We start from the raw sequence: 14,758 nt of genomic DNA, 5'->3' as shown, positions 1-14,758 counted from the left end.
GGTGCTCGGGGCTGCCTCAGGCGACGTAGCGGGCGCGGATCCGGTCGACGGCGTCGTCGGGGACGCCGAGCCCGTCGCGGACGTAACGCTCCACATCGCCGTGCGTCCGGTACATCTCCTCCAGCGCCGCCGCGAGGTAGGCGGGGCGGACGCCCAGGATCGCGTCGGCGATCTCCGGGTCGCCGCCCGCCGAGGTGAAGCGCTCGGTGATCGGCGCGAAGGCCGCGCGCACGGCCGGGTTGACGTCGAGGTACTCGCGTTCGGCCGTGGCCTCGTCCGCGCCGAGCAGCAGCAGGATCACGGTGGCCGCCCAGCCGGTGCGGTCCTTGCCGGCCGTGCAGTGGAAGAGCAGCGGGCCGCAGTCCGGCTCGGCGAGCGCGGAGAGCAGCAGCCGGTAGGCGTCGCAGGCGGCCTGGGAGGACACGAAGGCGCGGTAGGAGTCGCAGAGCAGCTTCTCGGCCTTGCCGCCGCCGAGGTGCTCCTCGGCCAGGGCCGGGCTGCCGAGCACCGACTCGATCCGGGCGGGCACCTGATCGCCCTGGACGGCGGCGGGGAAGGCGCCGGCCAGCACGTCCGCGACGATCAGCCGGGCGCCGTCCGGCACCCGGTCGGGCCGGTCGCGCCGCTCGTGCTCGGTGCGCAGGTCCACGACCGTGTGGATGCCGAGGGCCGCGACGGCCGGGTCGGCCATCGGATCGAGCCGGTCCAGCTGGCCGGACCGGAGCAGCAGGCCGGGGCGGACGGCGGAGTTTCCGGCGAGCGCGATGCCACCGAGGTCGCGGAGGTTGACGATGGTCGAGACATCGAACTGGTGTGGCATGCGCACGGCTCCTTTATCGGATATCTACCGATATTGTGACGAACAGTGGCCGAGTGCGCGACGCCGCCCCTGCCCGAAGCCGACGCCGAGCGCCAGCGCGAGGAAATGCCCCAGGTCGGTGAAGCCGGGGCGATGCGCGCCGCCACGCAGCAGGGGGCGCGCGCCGAGCGCGAACAGCGCGGCGTACGCGCCTGTACGTACCGGTCCGCGCGGCAGGGTCGTGGCGAGGGCGCCCACCACGGCATTGAAGCCGTAGCTGGTGCCCACATCGATCGCGGACCGCGTGCGCGCCCCCGCCCGCGCGCCGCGCAGCACCCCGTAGACCACAAGCGTCGCGCCCACGTGCCCGTACACGAAGACCCCCGCCGCCCACCAGGCGCCGTGCGCGTGCTCGGCGTAGCCGAGGACGGCCAGCAGGAGCAGCGCGTACGGCAGCTCCATCGGTTCCTCGACGACCAGCGCGCTGGTGGCGAGGGTGTGCCGGCGGCGGCCCCGCAGGTTGTCCACGTTCGTCGAGCAGAGCCGCAGCACCCGTTCCCGGACGGCGGGCGCGAGCAGCCGTCCCATGGCGTACGCGCCGAGCTGCACGCCCCCCACGTACGCGGGCGCGAGGCGCGGCAGCCGCGGGAGGGGCGGCCGCGTCCATCGGGGTGACGGTCCGGGGGTGCCGAGCGCATCAGGGGAACGACTCATCCGGCCATGATCCGTGGTGGCCGCCCCGGCCGCCAGGACCGGTGCGGCCCAACCCGGCGCGGTGTCCTCAGCCCAGCCGCCAGCCGCTGAAGTACGCCGTCCCCCGCTCGCCGCTGCCGTCGTTGCCCGCCGTCATGAACAGCCCCACGTCCAGGTCCCGGGCCGCGCCCGGGACGGTGACGGACGCGACCGTCCGCCAGGTCGCGCCCTCGTCCGTGGAGCACTCGGCGGTGAAGCCGCCCGTGGCCGAACGGGTGAGCCGGAGGTGGACGGGGGCCTTGAGGCCGGTGATGCGGCGGTAGCCGTCGAAGGTGCCGTCGCCGTTGGTGTCGTAGGACAGCACCACGCCTTCCGCCGGGGTGACGGCGAGGTTGACCGCCCCCGGGGAGCGGCCCGCCAGGGTGTTGCGCACGATGATGCCCGTACGCGCCCAGCCGCCCGTGTCGCTCTGCTCGTCGACCCGGACCGTCGCCGACCCGCCCACCGCCAGGGCACCCGGCCGGTAGACCACGCCGAAGGCCTCCGTGCCCTTCCACAGGTCGTCGCCCGAGCCGTCGACGGCGAAGCGGTCGTCCCCCAACTGCCCGAAGACGGCGGCGTTGTTGGTGAAGGTCCGCCATCCGTCGGCGAGCGGGCCCGCCACGAACAGCGTGCCGGTCCGGGCGGTCCGGATCCGGTCCCGCCCCCGCGGCCCGTAACGCGCGCCCGCTTCGTACGGCAGCGGCAGCAGCGGGCGCTCCAGGGGCCCGGCGGGCGCGGTGACGCTCCAGCGGGCCGTGCCCGTGGCGCCCGGCGCGAGGCTCTCCAGCGACGTGGGGCCCTGCGGTCGGGCCTGGAGGCCCGAGACGCCGAGGTCGACGCGGCCGGTGGCCCGCAGACCGTTCACATTGGTGAGCGCGACGGTCAGCGTCGCGACCCCACCGGGTGGCACGGCGGCCGGGACGGGCGTCGTGGTCAGCGTCCCCTGGTACGGGGCGAAGGCCAGGGTGTCGTGGACCCGCAGGGCGGTGCGGTACGGGTCGGTCACCGGGCGCACCGGGTACTCCTCGCGCTCCCGCGTCCACGGCTCCTCCACCGCGAACCAGTCCACGGCCCGCGGCGCCCGGCCCTCCCGCAGGGCGTCCTCCAGCTCCTCCAGCCACCGCCGCCAGCGCGGCAGATAGAAATCGCCCATCAGCCCGTGCCAGTCGCGGTTCGCGTACTCGTGCAGCTTGCCGCCGTCGGACGTGGCCCGGCCGCCCCACACCGTGATCAGTACCCGCGCCGTCCGCTCCAGCTCCGCAGCCTCCGCCGCGTCCGACCCCATCGCCCTGGCCGCCGCCGTCCACGGCCCGAGCAGGAAGTCCCGGTGGGCGCCGGCGATGTCGTCGGCCAACCGCATCAGCCTCAGCCACAGCGCGGCCAGCGCGCGGAAGGCCGGCAGGTCTTTACGGTCGTATGCGTTCCGCAGCTGGGGCAGGAGCTGCCGGCTGCGGTGCGCCAGGGCCTGCCGGGCGACGTCGACCAGGTCGTAGCGGTACGCGTCACCGCCGCGCAGCCCGGCGGCGACGCCCAGCAGCCCGGTCAGCGCGGCGTCGAAACGCGACGGGTCGTAGGACAGGGCGCTCGGGGCGTACTCACCGGCCCGGTTGGCCCGCAGGTCCGGGCGGGCGGCGAAGAGACTGTCGTGGGGGTCGCTGCGCTCGGGCGCGCTCTGCCGGTAGGCGGTCTCCTCCAGCACGGCCCAGGCGTCCCGCGCGCCGCGGTCCGCACGGCCGTAACGCGCGTCGGCGTACGCGGCGAACCACCGCCCGCGGTCCGGTGCCGTCTCCTGCCAGGCCAGGTCGGTGAAGTACGCGAAGGCGGCCGGGTCACGGTCGGCGGCCTCCGGCATGTACGCCGTGCCGGCCAGGGCGCTGCCGGGCTTGTCGCGCCACGCGAAGAACTTCTCGTCCCAGATGTGCGTCCGGGCCCCCAGCGTCGTCCGCCCGCCGAAGTTCGGGATCGAACCGAAGGCGTACGGGGTGCCGCCCCAGTCCTTCTCCCGGTCGGTGACGGACCGGTAGCGGTCCGAGGCGCCGTCGACGATCAGCATCCTGCTCCGGTCGACCGCGCCCAGCAGCGCGGGCAGCGGATTGTCCTGCCAGCCGAGGATCACCCACGTCGCGTCGGGATGCGCCGTGCGCAGCGCCCGCTCGACGCTCCGCGCGGCGTCCGCGACGGGCAAACCGCCCGCCGTGCCGCCCTCGTGCAGCAGATCCATCTTGAAGTGCGCCGAAGGGCCGAGCAGTTCGGCCTGGTGGCGGTAGAACGACGCGGCGACCGCGGCGAAGGGCGCGGTGCGCGGGTCGAGCCAGTCCGGGCGCTTGAAGCCGTGCCAGATGCCCTGCGGGACGACCCGCGCCCCCGGATTCCGCTCGGTGAACCCGTCGGGGACATGCCCGTAGTAGCCCGGGAAGACCGGCGCCATGCCCAGCTCGCGCAGCCGGTCGGCGATGCGCCGCCCCAGCGCGGCGCGCCGCTCGATGAGCGCGGGGCTCAGCGGTCCGCCGAAGCCGCTGAGGTTCTGCAGCAGCCACCACGGCTGGTGCGAGGGCGCGGGCAGCCACGCGCGGGCCTCGGCGTCGCTGTACCCGAAGTCCATGAGGACCCGGTGGTAGACCGCCTCATGCCCGGCGATCACCAGCACCTCGTTGCAGCCGTGCAGGGCGAGGACGTCGATCATCCGCTCCCAGTACGGCCAGTCCGCGTAGGGGAAGGTGTAGCCGTCGTTGGTGTCGTTGAGCGCGAAGCGGTGCCGCAGCCGCGTCGAGCGCGCCAGCGGCCGGGCCGGGGCGGGCAGGGTGCGCGGCAGCGCGGGCCGTCTCGCACGCCAGCCGAGATGGACGCGGCAGACGTCCCGCAGATACCGGTGCACCCCGGTCAGCAGCACCCCCGCACTGGTGCCCGCCACCTCGATCCGCCCCGCCCCGCCGGTGACCTCGAACCGCTCCTCGCCGCCGGTCAGCGCGCGCAGCCGGAACTGCTCCGCGTGACCGGCGAGCAGCCGCTCCAGCGCGGCCCGCGCCGGGGCGACCTCGAACGGCCTCGGCGCTACCCCGGCCGCCGCGGGGGTGCGGGCCCCGACGGCGGCCCCAGCACCGATCGCTCCGGCGGTACCCAGTAACAGGCGTCTCGACAGATCGGTCATGGCGCTCCCCAGTGTGCGAATGCAACAACGGACGCATGCGCAGCGCACGGTAACTGCCGTTACGGGGCACAGCAATGGGGTGCGCGCAGGGGAAGTGCCGACCGGGGAACAGCCGACGTGAGCTCAGAACCCGACCGGGGGAGCGTACTTGTAGCCCACGCGGCGGACGGTCACGATCGACGCGCGGTGCTCGGCCCCCATCTTGCGGCGGAGCCGGGCGACGTGGACGTCGACGGTACGGCCGTCACCCACGTGTCCGTAGCCCCAGACGGTGCTCACCAGCTGGTCGCGGGTGTGCACCCGGTGCGGGTGCGCGACGAGATGGGCCAGCAGCTCGAACTCCAGGTAGGTGAGGTCCAGCAGCCGGTCCGCGACCCGGGCCGTCCGCTGCTCGGGGTCGATGCGCACCAGCGCGTCGCCGTGCGTGGCCGGCGCGGGGGCCTCGGGAGCCGGCTGCTCGGCCGGTACGAGCACCAGATAGCCGACCATCGGCGGCTGGCCCGGCAGGTTCGGCACCGTGTGCGGCGGGGCGGGCAGCCAGGTGGCCCCGGAGTGCAGCAGCTCGGCGACCGGCGGCACCTCGTCCGGGGCGACGGCCCGCAGTCGATGGCGGTGCGCGGCACCGACGGCGGTGGGGACGCCGGTGGGAACGACGGCCGAGGAGCCGACGGTCGCCGGGGCGACGGAGGGGGACGCGGCCAGGGTACGGAGGTTCGTCATGGAAAGCTCAGCTCTTTCGCGCGAGAGACCGTCGAGGGGTCGTGCTGGTGCGCGGGGCCGTTGGCCGGGACTGATGTCCGGCGGCTGACTTCGACGTGGGGGTCAGCGGGAGGAGTGGGCCTGCGCGAAGGTCGCGCGGCAACACACTCGGTCGAAGTCGTGGTGCTGACGGGAAGGCCAGAAGGGCTCGAGGTCGCTGCGACCCGTCGCGGTGTTCTGATGGCTGGCCATGCCCCCTATTGAAGCATGACCTGCGACGGGGCAGCAGAGCCCTCCGGGCACTTGTACGGAACCTTGGTGGTCGGCGTTCGTCCGGACGCCGACCGGCCGACGTCCGGCCGGCGTCCCGGCAAAAAACGGAACGTGTGGCTCAGCGCGTCGGCAGCCGCTTGCGCCAGTCCAGCGGGTCGATCTCTATCGCCTGGCCCGGGTGGCCGTCCCAGACCACACCGAGCCCCGCCTCGACGAGCGCGGCCGCGACCTCACGGCCGATCGAGGCGGTGTCGTCCTTGCCGTCGGCGGCGTCCTCGCCCGTGCCGTGGTGGACGCCGTACCGCAGGCACAAGGCGCCGCCCTCGACGGCCCGTTCGGTGTCCTGGTAGTGGAAGAAGACGAACCCGCGGTCACCCTCGGCCGCCTCCGCACCGATCTCCGCCAGACCGCAGTTCCCGCAGCAGGTGAAGTTCATCCGGGCGGTGATGCCCTGCTCCGCCAGCGCGGCGAAAGCGGTCTCGACCCGGTCGGCGTCCGTCACCTCGGGCCACGACGCCTGCTCGGCCAGCCGCTCGCGCCACAGCGGACCCACGATCCCGCGGGCCGCCGCCACGGACACCGGGGTGTCACCGTCCTCGTAGAAGTAGTCGGACACGGCTTCCGCGATCTCGCCCGGCAGCTCGAAACCGCCCCGGACCAGCACCCCGGCGTGCTCCTCGGCCTCCTCCCGCAGCTCGGGGTCGAGGGCGTCCGCCGCCCGGGCGTCGGCCTCGTCGTCGAAACGGTCCGTGGCATCGGCCCCCGAGCCGCCGCCCTCGTCCCCGTCCTCCTCCTCGTCCTCTTCCTCCGCGGAGAAGTCCACCTGCTCCCAGTCGTGCCCGCCGCCCCAACCCTCCGCCTCCATGGCCCAGCCCACGAACACCGCCACGACGTCCTCGACGTCGGTCATCCGCGCCGCGAAGTGCCGCTCCTGCGAGCCGTCGCGGTACTCCACCTCGTAGGCGCCACCGCGCTCGTGCCAGGTCTGGATGTAGAAGTCGGCGTCACCGGACGTCCGCTCGACCACCGCGAACCGGTCGTCCTTCCCGCCCAGCCGGCCGATCACGGTGGCCAGCTCCTCGGCGGTGATCCCCGTAAGGACTTCGCCGGGCTCGGTGTTCACGGTGATGGGCAGCATGGGTCCCCCTCGCTTTGAGGGCCGCTCATGATCAGCAGCCCACGTAGGAGCATCCTGACATCCCCCACTGACAGTTCCGGCCACGAGGCCCCGGCCCGTTCGCAACGGGGCCGGGGCGGCCGGGGAGGGAAGGGGAGCAGAGCCGGACGGGTCAGCCGGTGCTGCCGACGACGGGGTAGTGGTCGCTGAGGTTGGTGTACGTGTACTCCTTCCCCCAGCTGCCGACGGTCCACGGCGCGGACGACTCCTTGACCACGCCGTTCCCCCACGTCGCGGGGCGCGCGTGGCCGTTGCGGTGGAGGACGTAGTCCAGGTCCTCGCGACCGTCCGTCGGGTAGCGGTAGGCGGCGATCGAGTTGTCCTTCGTGTCGAAGGAGTACGGGTGGCCCGTACGCGCGGTCGTGGGTGCGAAGTCGCCGTCGGCGAGCATCGACCGGTACTCCGCGCTGTGCGAGTCCACGTTCAAGTCGCCCGCGACCATCACCTGTTCACCGGCCGGGATCTTCTTGGCGTCCAGGAACGCGTCGATCTGCCGGAACTGCTTCGCGCGGTCGGCGGCCGCCTCGCCCGCCTTGCAGCCGCTGTCCGTCGACTGCGCGTGCGTACCCACCAGGTGCACCTTCGTGCCGTTCACGTTCAACACCACGTAGGCGAAGCCCTTGTTGGACCACCAGTCCGCACCGCAGGCGTCATGGAAAATGACCTGCTCCTTGCGGACGATCGGCCACTTGCTGAGCACGGTGACCCCGCCGTCCTCCGGCGTGGTGGTGGAGTAGTCGCCGCCGGTGGCGTCCCAGCCGTCCTTGCTCCGCCCGACGACCGGGGTCTGGTACGGGTACTGGCCGGCCGCGTCGGCCTTGAGCGCGTCGGAGGCGCCGTTGTCGAACGCCTCCTGGAGCACCACGACGTCGTTGCCCTTGAAGAAGCCGGCGGCGGGTATCGCCTTGGCCCGGTGGTCCTGGCCCCAGTTCGGGTAGAGGCCCTTGTCGAACAGGAAGGTGTTGTAGGTGAGCACCTTCAACGCCGGCACGGCGGCGTCCGCCGGAGCGGCGGCCCGAGCCGTCTGCGGCAGGGACACGACGAGCGCGGCCGAGGCGAGAGCGGTGGCGAGGGCGGAGGACTTCGTGAGCGGCACTGCGTCTCCCTGTGGGGTGGGGGCCCTGGGTGGGGTGAGGTGCGGAGGCGATACGGACGGGGTGTCGCGCCGTCGACATCCCATCAGCCGCACTTACTTCCAGGTGACCCCCAGATGATCAATCCCCCTATGGAAGCCGTCCAATTCCCCTCGGCCTCACATCACTCACCATTCCCCCACACCCGCCCCTCGTCCCGCCGCTACGCCTTGGGAAAGCTGAACCCGTAGCCCTCCTGTTTGAACCAGGGCAGCAACTGCTCCAGCGCTTCCATGGACTGCGAACGGTCCCCGCCCCCGTCGTGGAGCAGCACGGTGGGCCCGTTGGGCAGCTGCTCCTTCACCGACCGCACGATGCTCTGGGTCCCGGGCCGTTTGTAGTCGCTGGGGTCGACGCTCCAGCCCAGACTGCGCATGCCGTACGCCGCGGCGATCTGCCGGCTCGCGGGGGTGAACGCGCCGCCGGGGGCGCGGTAGTACCAGATCTTCTCGTTCCCGGAGGCCGCGTCGATCATCTTCTTCGCTTCGAGGATTTCCTTCGACTGGTACTCGACGGACTTCTTGTCCATGGCGACGTCGTGGTTGACGGAGTGGTCGCACAGCCGGTGCCCCGCCGTGACGATCTTCTTGATCAGATCCGGGTGGGCCTTGGCGTTCGGCCCGGTGACACAGAAGGTGGCCTTCACGTCGTACTTCGCGAGCAGCTCCAGCGCCTTCGGGGTCCACCGCGGGTCGGGCCCGTCGTCGATGGTGATGGCGACGACCTTGCCGCTGTCCTCGGCCTCCCGGACGAGGTCCATGTTCACCTTCGGCGCGGGCAGCGAGGGGTCGGGCGTGGAGGTCTGGCCGGGCTCGGGGGTCCGCAGCGGCGCGGGACCGGACGGACGACGGCTCTCGGCGGCGCCCGCCGAGGTATGGACGGAGAGAGCGACCACGCTCGTCAGTGCGGCCGCTATCGCCGACGCGGACGCGATCATGCCGGCACGCTTCATTCGTACCCCCCGGATTTTGCTGTTTTCCTTTTCCGCCATGTGGCTGCCCAATCCGTGCATCTCGTACGCCTCTTGCCCCTTCGAGGCAAACACGGGAAAGGAGGGGAAAAGGGGGTGGTCATCATTCCGTCACGGAATGGGTACCGGGGCATCATGAATCGGGCGAAAACCCGTTTCGGAAGGGCTACGGTGTCCTCATGGTGCGTGTGCGGGAGATGACGGAAGCGGATATAGAAGCCGTCTCCGGGATCCGGGTGACGGGATGGCAGACGGCGTACGCGGGCGTGGTCCCGCAGCCGTACCTGGACGCGATGACGGTCGAGGACGACGCCCGGCAGCGCAGGACGTGGTTCACGCCCTCGCGTGGGCAGGTGCTGGACCTCGTGGCCGTCGACGACGGTGCCGGGCCGGTGGGTTGGGCGAGCCTGGGGCGGTACCGGGAGGAGGAACCGGGCGATGTCTCCGGGGAGTTGCGGGGGGAGCTGTACGCCCTCTACGTCCGCCCGGACGTGATCGGCACGGGAGTGGGCCGCGACCTGCTCCAGGAGGTGCACCGGCACGCGGCGGCCCGCCGCTTCGACAGCATGCTGCTGTGGGTGCTCCGAGACAACCCCCGCGCCCGCCGCTTCTACGAAACGGCGGGCTACACGGCCGACGGGGCGGCGCGAAGCGACCTGTACGGCGAGGTGGAACTCACCGAGGTGCGCTACAGAAGGGCTTTGTGACCCTTTGCGCCTTAACGCGCGGACCGGGTGAGTGCCTCCCGTACGGCCTCCTCGGTGCGCGCCACCACGGCGGAACCGTCGTCCGCGGTGATGATCGGCCGCTGGATGAGCTTGGGATGCCGCACGAGCGCGGAGACCCACCGCGCCCGCTCGCCGGCCTCGCGCGGCCAGTCCTTGAGCCCGAGTTCCTTCGCCTCGGCCTCCTGCGTCCGCGTGATGTCCCACGGCTCGAGCCCGAGCCGGTCGAGGACGGCGCGGATCTCGTCCTCGTCGGGCACGTCGTCGAGGTAGCGGCGGACGGTGTAACCGGCCCCCTCGGCATCGAGCAGCTTGATCGCGCTGCGGCACTTCGAACAGGCGGGATTGATCCAGATCTCCATGCCGGCCACCGTACCGCGAGGGCCGTGAAATACCGTCTGAGCTGGGGCGATTGTCAGTGCCAGGCACTAAAATGGGGGGTGTTGAGAAGGGCGCAGACGCCCCCTGTCAGGAGGAAGCCGATGCCCATAGCCACACCACTTCCGAACCTGCCCAGTGTCCCCACCCTGCCCAAGAAGCGCCTGCCCGCCGGGCACCCGCGCGCGTGGTACGAGTCGCACAACCGCCGGCTGAAGGCGATGCGCCTCGCCATCGCGCTGCTCCACTCCGGCGTGTACCGCCCCGAGCAGGCGGACAACCGCAGGATCCGCAGGGTCGCCGCCAAAATCGGAGTGCACACGCCCTCCAACACGACCTGCCGCATGGTGCGTTCGCTCATCCCGCGCGAGGAAAGCCGCTGACCGCTGAGGTTCGCTGTGCGGGGCCGGGCCCTTGCTTCGGGGAGGAAGCGAGGGCCCGTTCGGGCGCTGATGGGGTAACCCTCGCCGAACGCCCTCGGGCGGCCATGTCGCGGGAGTAGCGTGCGGGTCCCGATTCGCAGGGACCATGCCGCAAGGGGAGAACCAACCGTGCAACAGCCGCCCTACCCGCATCCGTACGCCGTGCCACCGACCGGGCCCAGACCGAAGTGGCAGCACCCGGTGCTGATCATCAGCCTCCTCGTCTTCCTGCCGCCGGTCGGGGTCTTATGGGTGTGGCTGAGCCGTTGGCCACGCCGCAAGAAGACCATCGCGACGGTCCTGTCGCTTCTGTGGTTCGCGCTGATACTCGCGTCCGACCCACCGGCCGAAGGCAAGAAGGCGGACGCGGCCCCGAAGCGGGTGACGGCGGTGACGAAGCCCAGCGCGAGCCCGACGCCGTCGGCTTCCCCGGAGCCGTCCCCGTCGCCCTCCCTTTCCCCTTCGCCGACCCCCAAGTCGACGCCGACCGAGAGTCCGAAGCCGAAGCCGCTGGTTCGACCCGAGGACAGGCGCTGGACGTCATGCGCAGCGGCATGGAAGGGCGGCGTGCCCCGCGACTCGGGCCTGACGCGTGACGAGCACCGGGGCTACAGGTCGGCACTCGACGCGGACGGCGACGGCCATGCCTGCGGCAGCGACCACCCGGAGGAGCCGGAGGAGGAGCCCACGACGGCCGACGACAGCGGGGGCTCCGCCTCCGGGGGTTCGTCAGGTGGCTCGTCCGGGGGCGGCAGCGCCTACTACAGCAACTGCGCGGCAGCCCGCGCGGCCGGCGCGGCCCCGATCCACCGAGGCCAGCCGGGCTACCGCCCAGGCCTGGACCGCGACGGCGACGGCGTCGCCTGCGACAGGTGACGAGCGGGCGCCGCATCGGTGGCACCTTCGTGGCTCAGCTTTCGGCGGGCCACTCGCCCTCCTCGGCGAGCACCTCGTCGAAGATCTGGCGCGCGCGTTCCTGCTCCTGTGCCGAGACCGCGCCTCTGCGGTGCTCGTAGTCAGCCAGATACCCGTCCAGAATCTGACCTCGCAGCCCGGCCGTGCCCTCCCGGAGCGAGAGGCTCACCCTGGTCGTCGGCCTCACCGATGTTCTCGGTTCGCACCGGGGCCGGCACTGTCGGCGGCCTCTCCCGGGCCGCCCTGATGGTCGCGTTCATCGATGACGGGCACGACCCTGCTGGTACGGGGGTTGAGCTGCAGCCGGTCGACGGTCGTCCATTCCACCGCCACGGGGTGGATCAAGTTCCTGGCGATGTGGTCGCGGTAGGGAGGGTGGCTGCTCTGCAGGCGCTCGTGCAGTGCGCGGGCGCAGGCGGCGGGGTCGTCGACCTGGGCCGCGACGCGAACGAGGAGTTCGTCCTTGGCGTGGTGGCGGCGCAGGACGATCTGCATCAGCGGGGGTTCCTTGCTGTCCATGATCTCGGTGAGGTGAGAGTTCAGGACAACGAAGGAGATCTTGGCGGTGCCGACGCGGGCGTGGTCGCTGCTACGGCCGAGCAGACGCAGAAGCCCACGGTGGGGATCGGACCATTCGGCGAGGTCCCCGACGGGATAGCGGATGACGGGCATGAGCCGCCGCAGGAGATTCGTGGCCACGACCCGCCCGGTGCGGCCGGGCTCGGAAATCGGCCGACCGGTGTCGGGGTCGACGATCTCGAGAATGGTGTGGGGCGAGTTGGTCCGGTACAGCCGTGGATCGTCCTGGTCGGGGACCGGGGTGGCGAGGACACCGACGTCGGCGGTGACGTAGGCGAACGGATGCGGCTCGGCGTGGGGGTACGCCGCGTTGAGCAGAGCCCGCTGGTCGGCGTAAAGCGCTTCGCCGGCGTAAAGGAGCAGTCGCGGCCCCGGCAGGACGAGGCCGCGTGCGCGCAGGTGCGCGGCAAGGCGGACGAGGAAGCTGGGGGTGGCGAAGATGACGCCGGGCGTCTGCTCCCGCAGGATCCGGGCGATGTTGTCCAGGTCGGTGTGTGCGGCAATGGGCAGCTCGACGACGGGGACCGGGCACTCGCGCAGGGAGTACGTGACGTGGAGGAAGCTCAGGTACATGTCACCGGCGGACAGCAGATTCGCCACCCGGTCGCCCGGCCGGAGCCCTGCGATGATCATGCTCGCGGCGGTGCAGGCAATGGTCGCGCGCAGTTCCTCACGTGTGTAGAGCGTCGTCTTCGGCAGGCCGGTCGTACCACCCGAGCGGAAGACCATGCCGTCGTGGTGCGGACCCGACAGAATCTCGTTGCCCTCGCGCCGGTGCGCTGCCCAGAAGTCATCCGGGTCGACCATCGGCAGGTCTTGCAGATACGCGGGCCGTTCCGGTGCCCGCTCGTACAGACGGCGGTAGTACGGCGAGTACCGACGGGCGAAGCCCGCCAGCTCGGCCCAGCCGGAGCCCGGCTCGGCGCGTGAGTCGCTTGTCATGACGTGTCCTTCGGACCCTGGGCGTCGGCCTTCGGCGGCATTCCGAGCTGGGCAACGACACGTCAAAGGAAAACGTCACACAGTCCGACGTTTCCCACCCGCCGGGGAAGCGTCCGGCGGTCACATGTGCCGGTCAAGGGAGCCGACAGGGGCCATTCCTGGCCGCTCCCTTCTCGTACGGAGCCCACACGGCGAAGGCCGCCACCCCGGAGAGGGATGGCGGCCTTCATGCGGAATCCGCGATTTAGATGTCGAAGTACAGCTCGAACTCGTGCGGGTGCGGCCGCAGCTGCATCGGCGCGATTTCGTTCGTGCGCTTGTAGTCGATCCAGGTCTCGATCAGGTCGGACGTGAAGACGCCGCCCGCCTGGAGGTACTCGTTGTCGGCCTCGAGGGCCTCGAGGACCGCCGGGAGGGAGGTCGGGACCTGGGGGACGCTCGCGTGTTCGTCGGGGGCGAGCTCGTAGAGGTCCTTGTCGATCGGCTCGGCCGGCTCGATCTTGTTCTTGACGCCGTCGAGGCCCGCGAGGAGGAGGGCCGAGAAGGCGAGGTACGGGTTCGAGGACGGGTCCGGGGCGCGGAACTCGACGCGCTTGGCCTTCGGGTTCGAGCCCGTGATCGGGATACGCATGGCGGCCGAGCGGTTGCGCTGGGAGTAGACCATGTTGACCGGGGCCTCGAAACCGGGGACCAGGCGGTGGTAGGAGTTCACCGTCGGGTTGGTGAAGGCCAGCAGCGACGGGGCGTGCTTGAGGATGCCGCCGATGTAGTAGCGGGCGGTGTCGGAGAGGCCCGCGTAGCCCTGCTCGTCGTAGAAGAGCGGCTCGCCGCCGGTCCACAGGGACTGGTGGACGTGCATGCCCGAGCCGTTGTCGCCGAAGATCGGCTTCGGCATGAAGGTCGCGGTCTTGCCGTTGCGCCAGGCGACGTTCTTCACGATGTACTTGAAGAGCATCAGGTCGTCGGCCGCGGCGAGCAGCGTGTTGAACTTGTAGTTGATCTCCGCCTGGCCGGCCGTGCCGACCTCGTGGTGCTGGCGCTCGACCTGCAGGCCGGCCGCGTCCAGCTCCAGGGAGATCTCGGCGCGCAGGTCGGCGAAGTGGTCGACCGGCGGGGCCGGGAAGTAGCCGCCCTTGTAGCGGACCTTGTAGCCGCGGTTGTTCTCCACCGCACCGGTGTTCCAGGCGCCGGCCTCGGAGTCGATGTGGTAGAAGGACTGGTTCGCGCTGGTCTCGAAGCGCACGTTGTCGAACACGTAGAACTCGGCCTCGGGGCCGAAGTACGCGGTGTCGGCGATGCCCGTGGAGGCGAGGTACGCCTCGGCCTTCTTCGCCACGTTCCGCGGGTCACGGCTGTACTGCTCGCCGGTGATCGGGTCGTGGATGAAGAAGTTGATGTTGAGCGTCTTGTCCTTGCGGAACGGGTCGAGGCGTGCGGTCGACAGGTCCGCGCGAAGCGCCATGTCGGACTCGTGGATGGCCTGGAAACCACGGATCGAGGAGCCGTCGAACGCCAGCTCCTCGGCCGGGTCGAACGCCTTCGCCGGGATCGTGAAGTGCTGCATCACGCCGGGCAGGTCGCAGAAGCGGACGTCGACGAACTTGACATCCTCGTCCGCGATGAACTTCTTGGCGTCGTCGCCGTTCTGGAACATCCAACTCCTCCTAGCCCGGCCGAGAGCGGTCGGGGGTTGCTTCGGTGGCGCAGTCCATGTGCGGGTGACGCGCTGGGGCCGACCCTAGAGAGACGGGATTTCCCAAGCATGACCCATTTGTTTCGCCGAGGTTAACCGGAGCGAGGCCCTCTCACTGGGGGGACAGGCTGACGACCGACCCGGGCCGAAAGGAACGTATGCGGTCGCAG

At 71.3% G+C, this 14,758-nt stretch carries 15 protein-coding genes; 3 read left to right on the top strand and 12 right to left on the bottom strand.

What is annotated here, in order from left to right; translation table 11 throughout:
* Positions 1-16: 16 nt before the first annotated feature.
* From AB8O64_RS10420 to AB8O64_RS10385, 8 genes are all read right to left on the bottom strand, one after another.
* A complete protein-coding gene (locus AB8O64_RS10420) occupies positions 17-826 on the bottom strand; it encodes a tyrosine-protein phosphatase (RefSeq protein WP_370418875.1) in 810 nt (269 codons plus the stop codon).
* An 18-nt stretch (positions 827-844) separates the two neighbouring features.
* Positions 845-1,513 carry a rhomboid-like protein gene (locus AB8O64_RS10415; RefSeq protein ID WP_370418874.1) on the bottom strand — a complete coding sequence of 223 codons (669 nt, stop codon included), beginning with the start codon at positions 1,511-1,513 and terminating at the stop codon, positions 845-847.
* 67 nt (positions 1,514-1,580) lie between these two features.
* Positions 1,581-4,682 carry an alpha-N-acetylglucosaminidase TIM-barrel domain-containing protein gene (locus AB8O64_RS10410; protein WP_370418873.1) on the bottom strand — a complete coding sequence of 1,034 codons (3,102 nt, stop codon included), beginning with the start codon at positions 4,680-4,682 and terminating at the stop codon, positions 1,581-1,583.
* Between the two features lie 123 nt (positions 4,683-4,805).
* A complete protein-coding gene (locus AB8O64_RS10405) occupies positions 4,806-5,402 on the bottom strand; it encodes a winged helix-turn-helix domain-containing protein (RefSeq protein WP_370418872.1) in 597 nt (198 codons plus the stop codon).
* 102 nt (positions 5,403-5,504) lie between these two features.
* Positions 5,505-5,633, bottom strand: coding sequence for a hypothetical protein (locus AB8O64_RS10400; protein ID WP_370418871.1), 129 nt, complete (start codon positions 5,631-5,633; stop codon positions 5,505-5,507).
* Positions 5,634-5,772: 139 nt separating this feature from the next.
* Positions 5,773-6,792: a hypothetical protein gene (locus AB8O64_RS10395; protein WP_370418870.1), complete on the bottom strand. Its 1,020-nt coding sequence runs from the start codon at positions 6,790-6,792 to the stop codon at positions 5,773-5,775.
* A 151-nt stretch (positions 6,793-6,943) separates the two neighbouring features.
* On the bottom strand, positions 6,944-7,927 hold the full coding sequence (gene sph, locus AB8O64_RS10390; protein WP_370418869.1) for a sphingomyelin phosphodiesterase: 984 nt from the start codon (positions 7,925-7,927) through the stop codon (positions 6,944-6,946).
* Positions 7,928-8,127: 200 nt separating this feature from the next.
* On the bottom strand, positions 8,128-8,901 hold the full coding sequence (locus AB8O64_RS10385; RefSeq protein WP_370418868.1) for a polysaccharide deacetylase family protein: 774 nt from the start codon (positions 8,899-8,901) through the stop codon (positions 8,128-8,130).
* A 212-nt stretch (positions 8,902-9,113) separates the two neighbouring features.
* On the opposite strand from AB8O64_RS10385, the gene AB8O64_RS10380 reads away from it, so the two are divergent.
* Positions 9,114-9,641: an N-acetyltransferase family protein gene (locus AB8O64_RS10380; protein ID WP_370418867.1), complete on the top strand. Its 528-nt coding sequence runs from the start codon at positions 9,114-9,116 to the stop codon at positions 9,639-9,641.
* 11 nt (positions 9,642-9,652) lie between these two features.
* On the opposite strand, the gene AB8O64_RS10375 is transcribed toward AB8O64_RS10380, so the two are convergent.
* Positions 9,653-10,021 (bottom strand): ArsC/Spx/MgsR family protein, encoded by a 369-nt coding sequence (locus AB8O64_RS10375; protein ID WP_370418866.1) that lies wholly within the window; start codon positions 10,019-10,021, stop codon positions 9,653-9,655.
* Positions 10,022-10,141: 120 nt separating this feature from the next.
* Here AB8O64_RS10375 and AB8O64_RS10370 point away from each other — a divergent pair, with 120 nt between their 5' ends.
* Both AB8O64_RS10370 and AB8O64_RS10365 read left to right on the top strand, forming a co-directional pair.
* Complete coding sequence (locus tag AB8O64_RS10370; RefSeq protein ID WP_370418865.1) at positions 10,142-10,420, top strand: hypothetical protein; 279 nt, start codon at positions 10,142-10,144, stop codon at positions 10,418-10,420.
* A 168-nt stretch (positions 10,421-10,588) separates the two neighbouring features.
* Positions 10,589-11,335 (top strand): excalibur calcium-binding domain-containing protein, encoded by a 747-nt coding sequence (locus AB8O64_RS10365; RefSeq protein ID WP_370418864.1) that lies wholly within the window; start codon positions 10,589-10,591, stop codon positions 11,333-11,335.
* 34 nt (positions 11,336-11,369) lie between these two features.
* Here the strand turns inward: AB8O64_RS10365 and AB8O64_RS10360 are convergent, their stop codons facing one another.
* From AB8O64_RS10360 to glnA, 3 genes are all read right to left on the bottom strand, one after another.
* Positions 11,370-11,561 carry a hypothetical protein gene (locus AB8O64_RS10360; RefSeq protein WP_370418863.1) on the bottom strand — a complete coding sequence of 64 codons (192 nt, stop codon included), beginning with the start codon at positions 11,559-11,561 and terminating at the stop codon, positions 11,370-11,372.
* Entirely contained in the window at positions 11,558-12,895 is a 1,338-nt protein-coding gene (locus AB8O64_RS10355) for a phenylacetate--CoA ligase family protein (protein WP_370418862.1), read from the bottom strand. The genes AB8O64_RS10360 and AB8O64_RS10355 overlap by 4 nt, the downstream gene beginning before the upstream one ends.
* A 244-nt stretch (positions 12,896-13,139) precedes the next feature.
* A complete protein-coding gene (gene glnA / locus AB8O64_RS10350; protein ID WP_130877418.1) occupies positions 13,140-14,549 on the bottom strand; it encodes a type I glutamate--ammonia ligase in 1,410 nt (469 codons plus the stop codon).
* Positions 14,550-14,758 lie beyond the last annotated feature (209 nt).

The organism is Streptomyces sp. QH1-20 (assembly GCF_041283565.1).
Lineage (GTDB): Bacteria > Actinomycetota > Actinomycetes > Streptomycetales > Streptomycetaceae > Streptomyces > Streptomyces syringius.
This window is presented reverse-complemented; position numbering and strand designations above follow the sequence as displayed.

What these genes read in the sequence shown, in the direction of transcription:
- AB8O64_RS10410 (WP_370418873.1), bottom strand. Translation starts at nt 4,682, where the DNA reads ATGACCGATCTGTCGAGACGCCTGTTACTGGGTACCGCCGGAGCGATC.
- AB8O64_RS10395 (WP_370418870.1), bottom strand. Translation starts at nt 6,792, where the DNA reads ATGCTGCCCATCACCGTGAACACCGAGCCCGGCGAAGTCCTTACGGGG.
- AB8O64_RS10380 (WP_370418867.1), top strand. Translation starts at nt 9,114, where the DNA reads ATGGTGCGTGTGCGGGAGATGACGGAAGCGGATATAGAAGCCGTCTCC.
- AB8O64_RS10400 (WP_370418871.1), bottom strand. Translation starts at nt 5,633, where the DNA reads ATGGCCAGCCATCAGAACACCGCGACGGGTCGCAGCGACCTCGAGCCC.
- AB8O64_RS10375 (WP_370418866.1), bottom strand. Translation starts at nt 10,021, where the DNA reads ATGGAGATCTGGATCAATCCCGCCTGTTCGAAGTGCCGCAGCGCGATC.
- glnA (WP_130877418.1), bottom strand. Translation starts at nt 14,549, where the DNA reads ATGTTCCAGAACGGCGACGACGCCAAGAAGTTCATCGCGGACGAGGAT.
- AB8O64_RS10405 (WP_370418872.1), bottom strand. Translation starts at nt 5,402, where the DNA reads ATGACGAACCTCCGTACCCTGGCCGCGTCCCCCTCCGTCGCCCCGGCG.
- AB8O64_RS10370 (WP_370418865.1), top strand. Translation starts at nt 10,142, where the DNA reads ATGCCCATAGCCACACCACTTCCGAACCTGCCCAGTGTCCCCACCCTG.
- AB8O64_RS10355 (WP_370418862.1), bottom strand. Translation starts at nt 12,895, where the DNA reads ATGACAAGCGACTCACGCGCCGAGCCGGGCTCCGGCTGGGCCGAGCTG.
- AB8O64_RS10385 (WP_370418868.1), bottom strand. Translation starts at nt 8,901, where the DNA reads ATGATCGCGTCCGCGTCGGCGATAGCGGCCGCACTGACGAGCGTGGTC.
- AB8O64_RS10415 (WP_370418874.1), bottom strand. Translation starts at nt 1,513, where the DNA reads ATGAGTCGTTCCCCTGATGCGCTCGGCACCCCCGGACCGTCACCCCGA.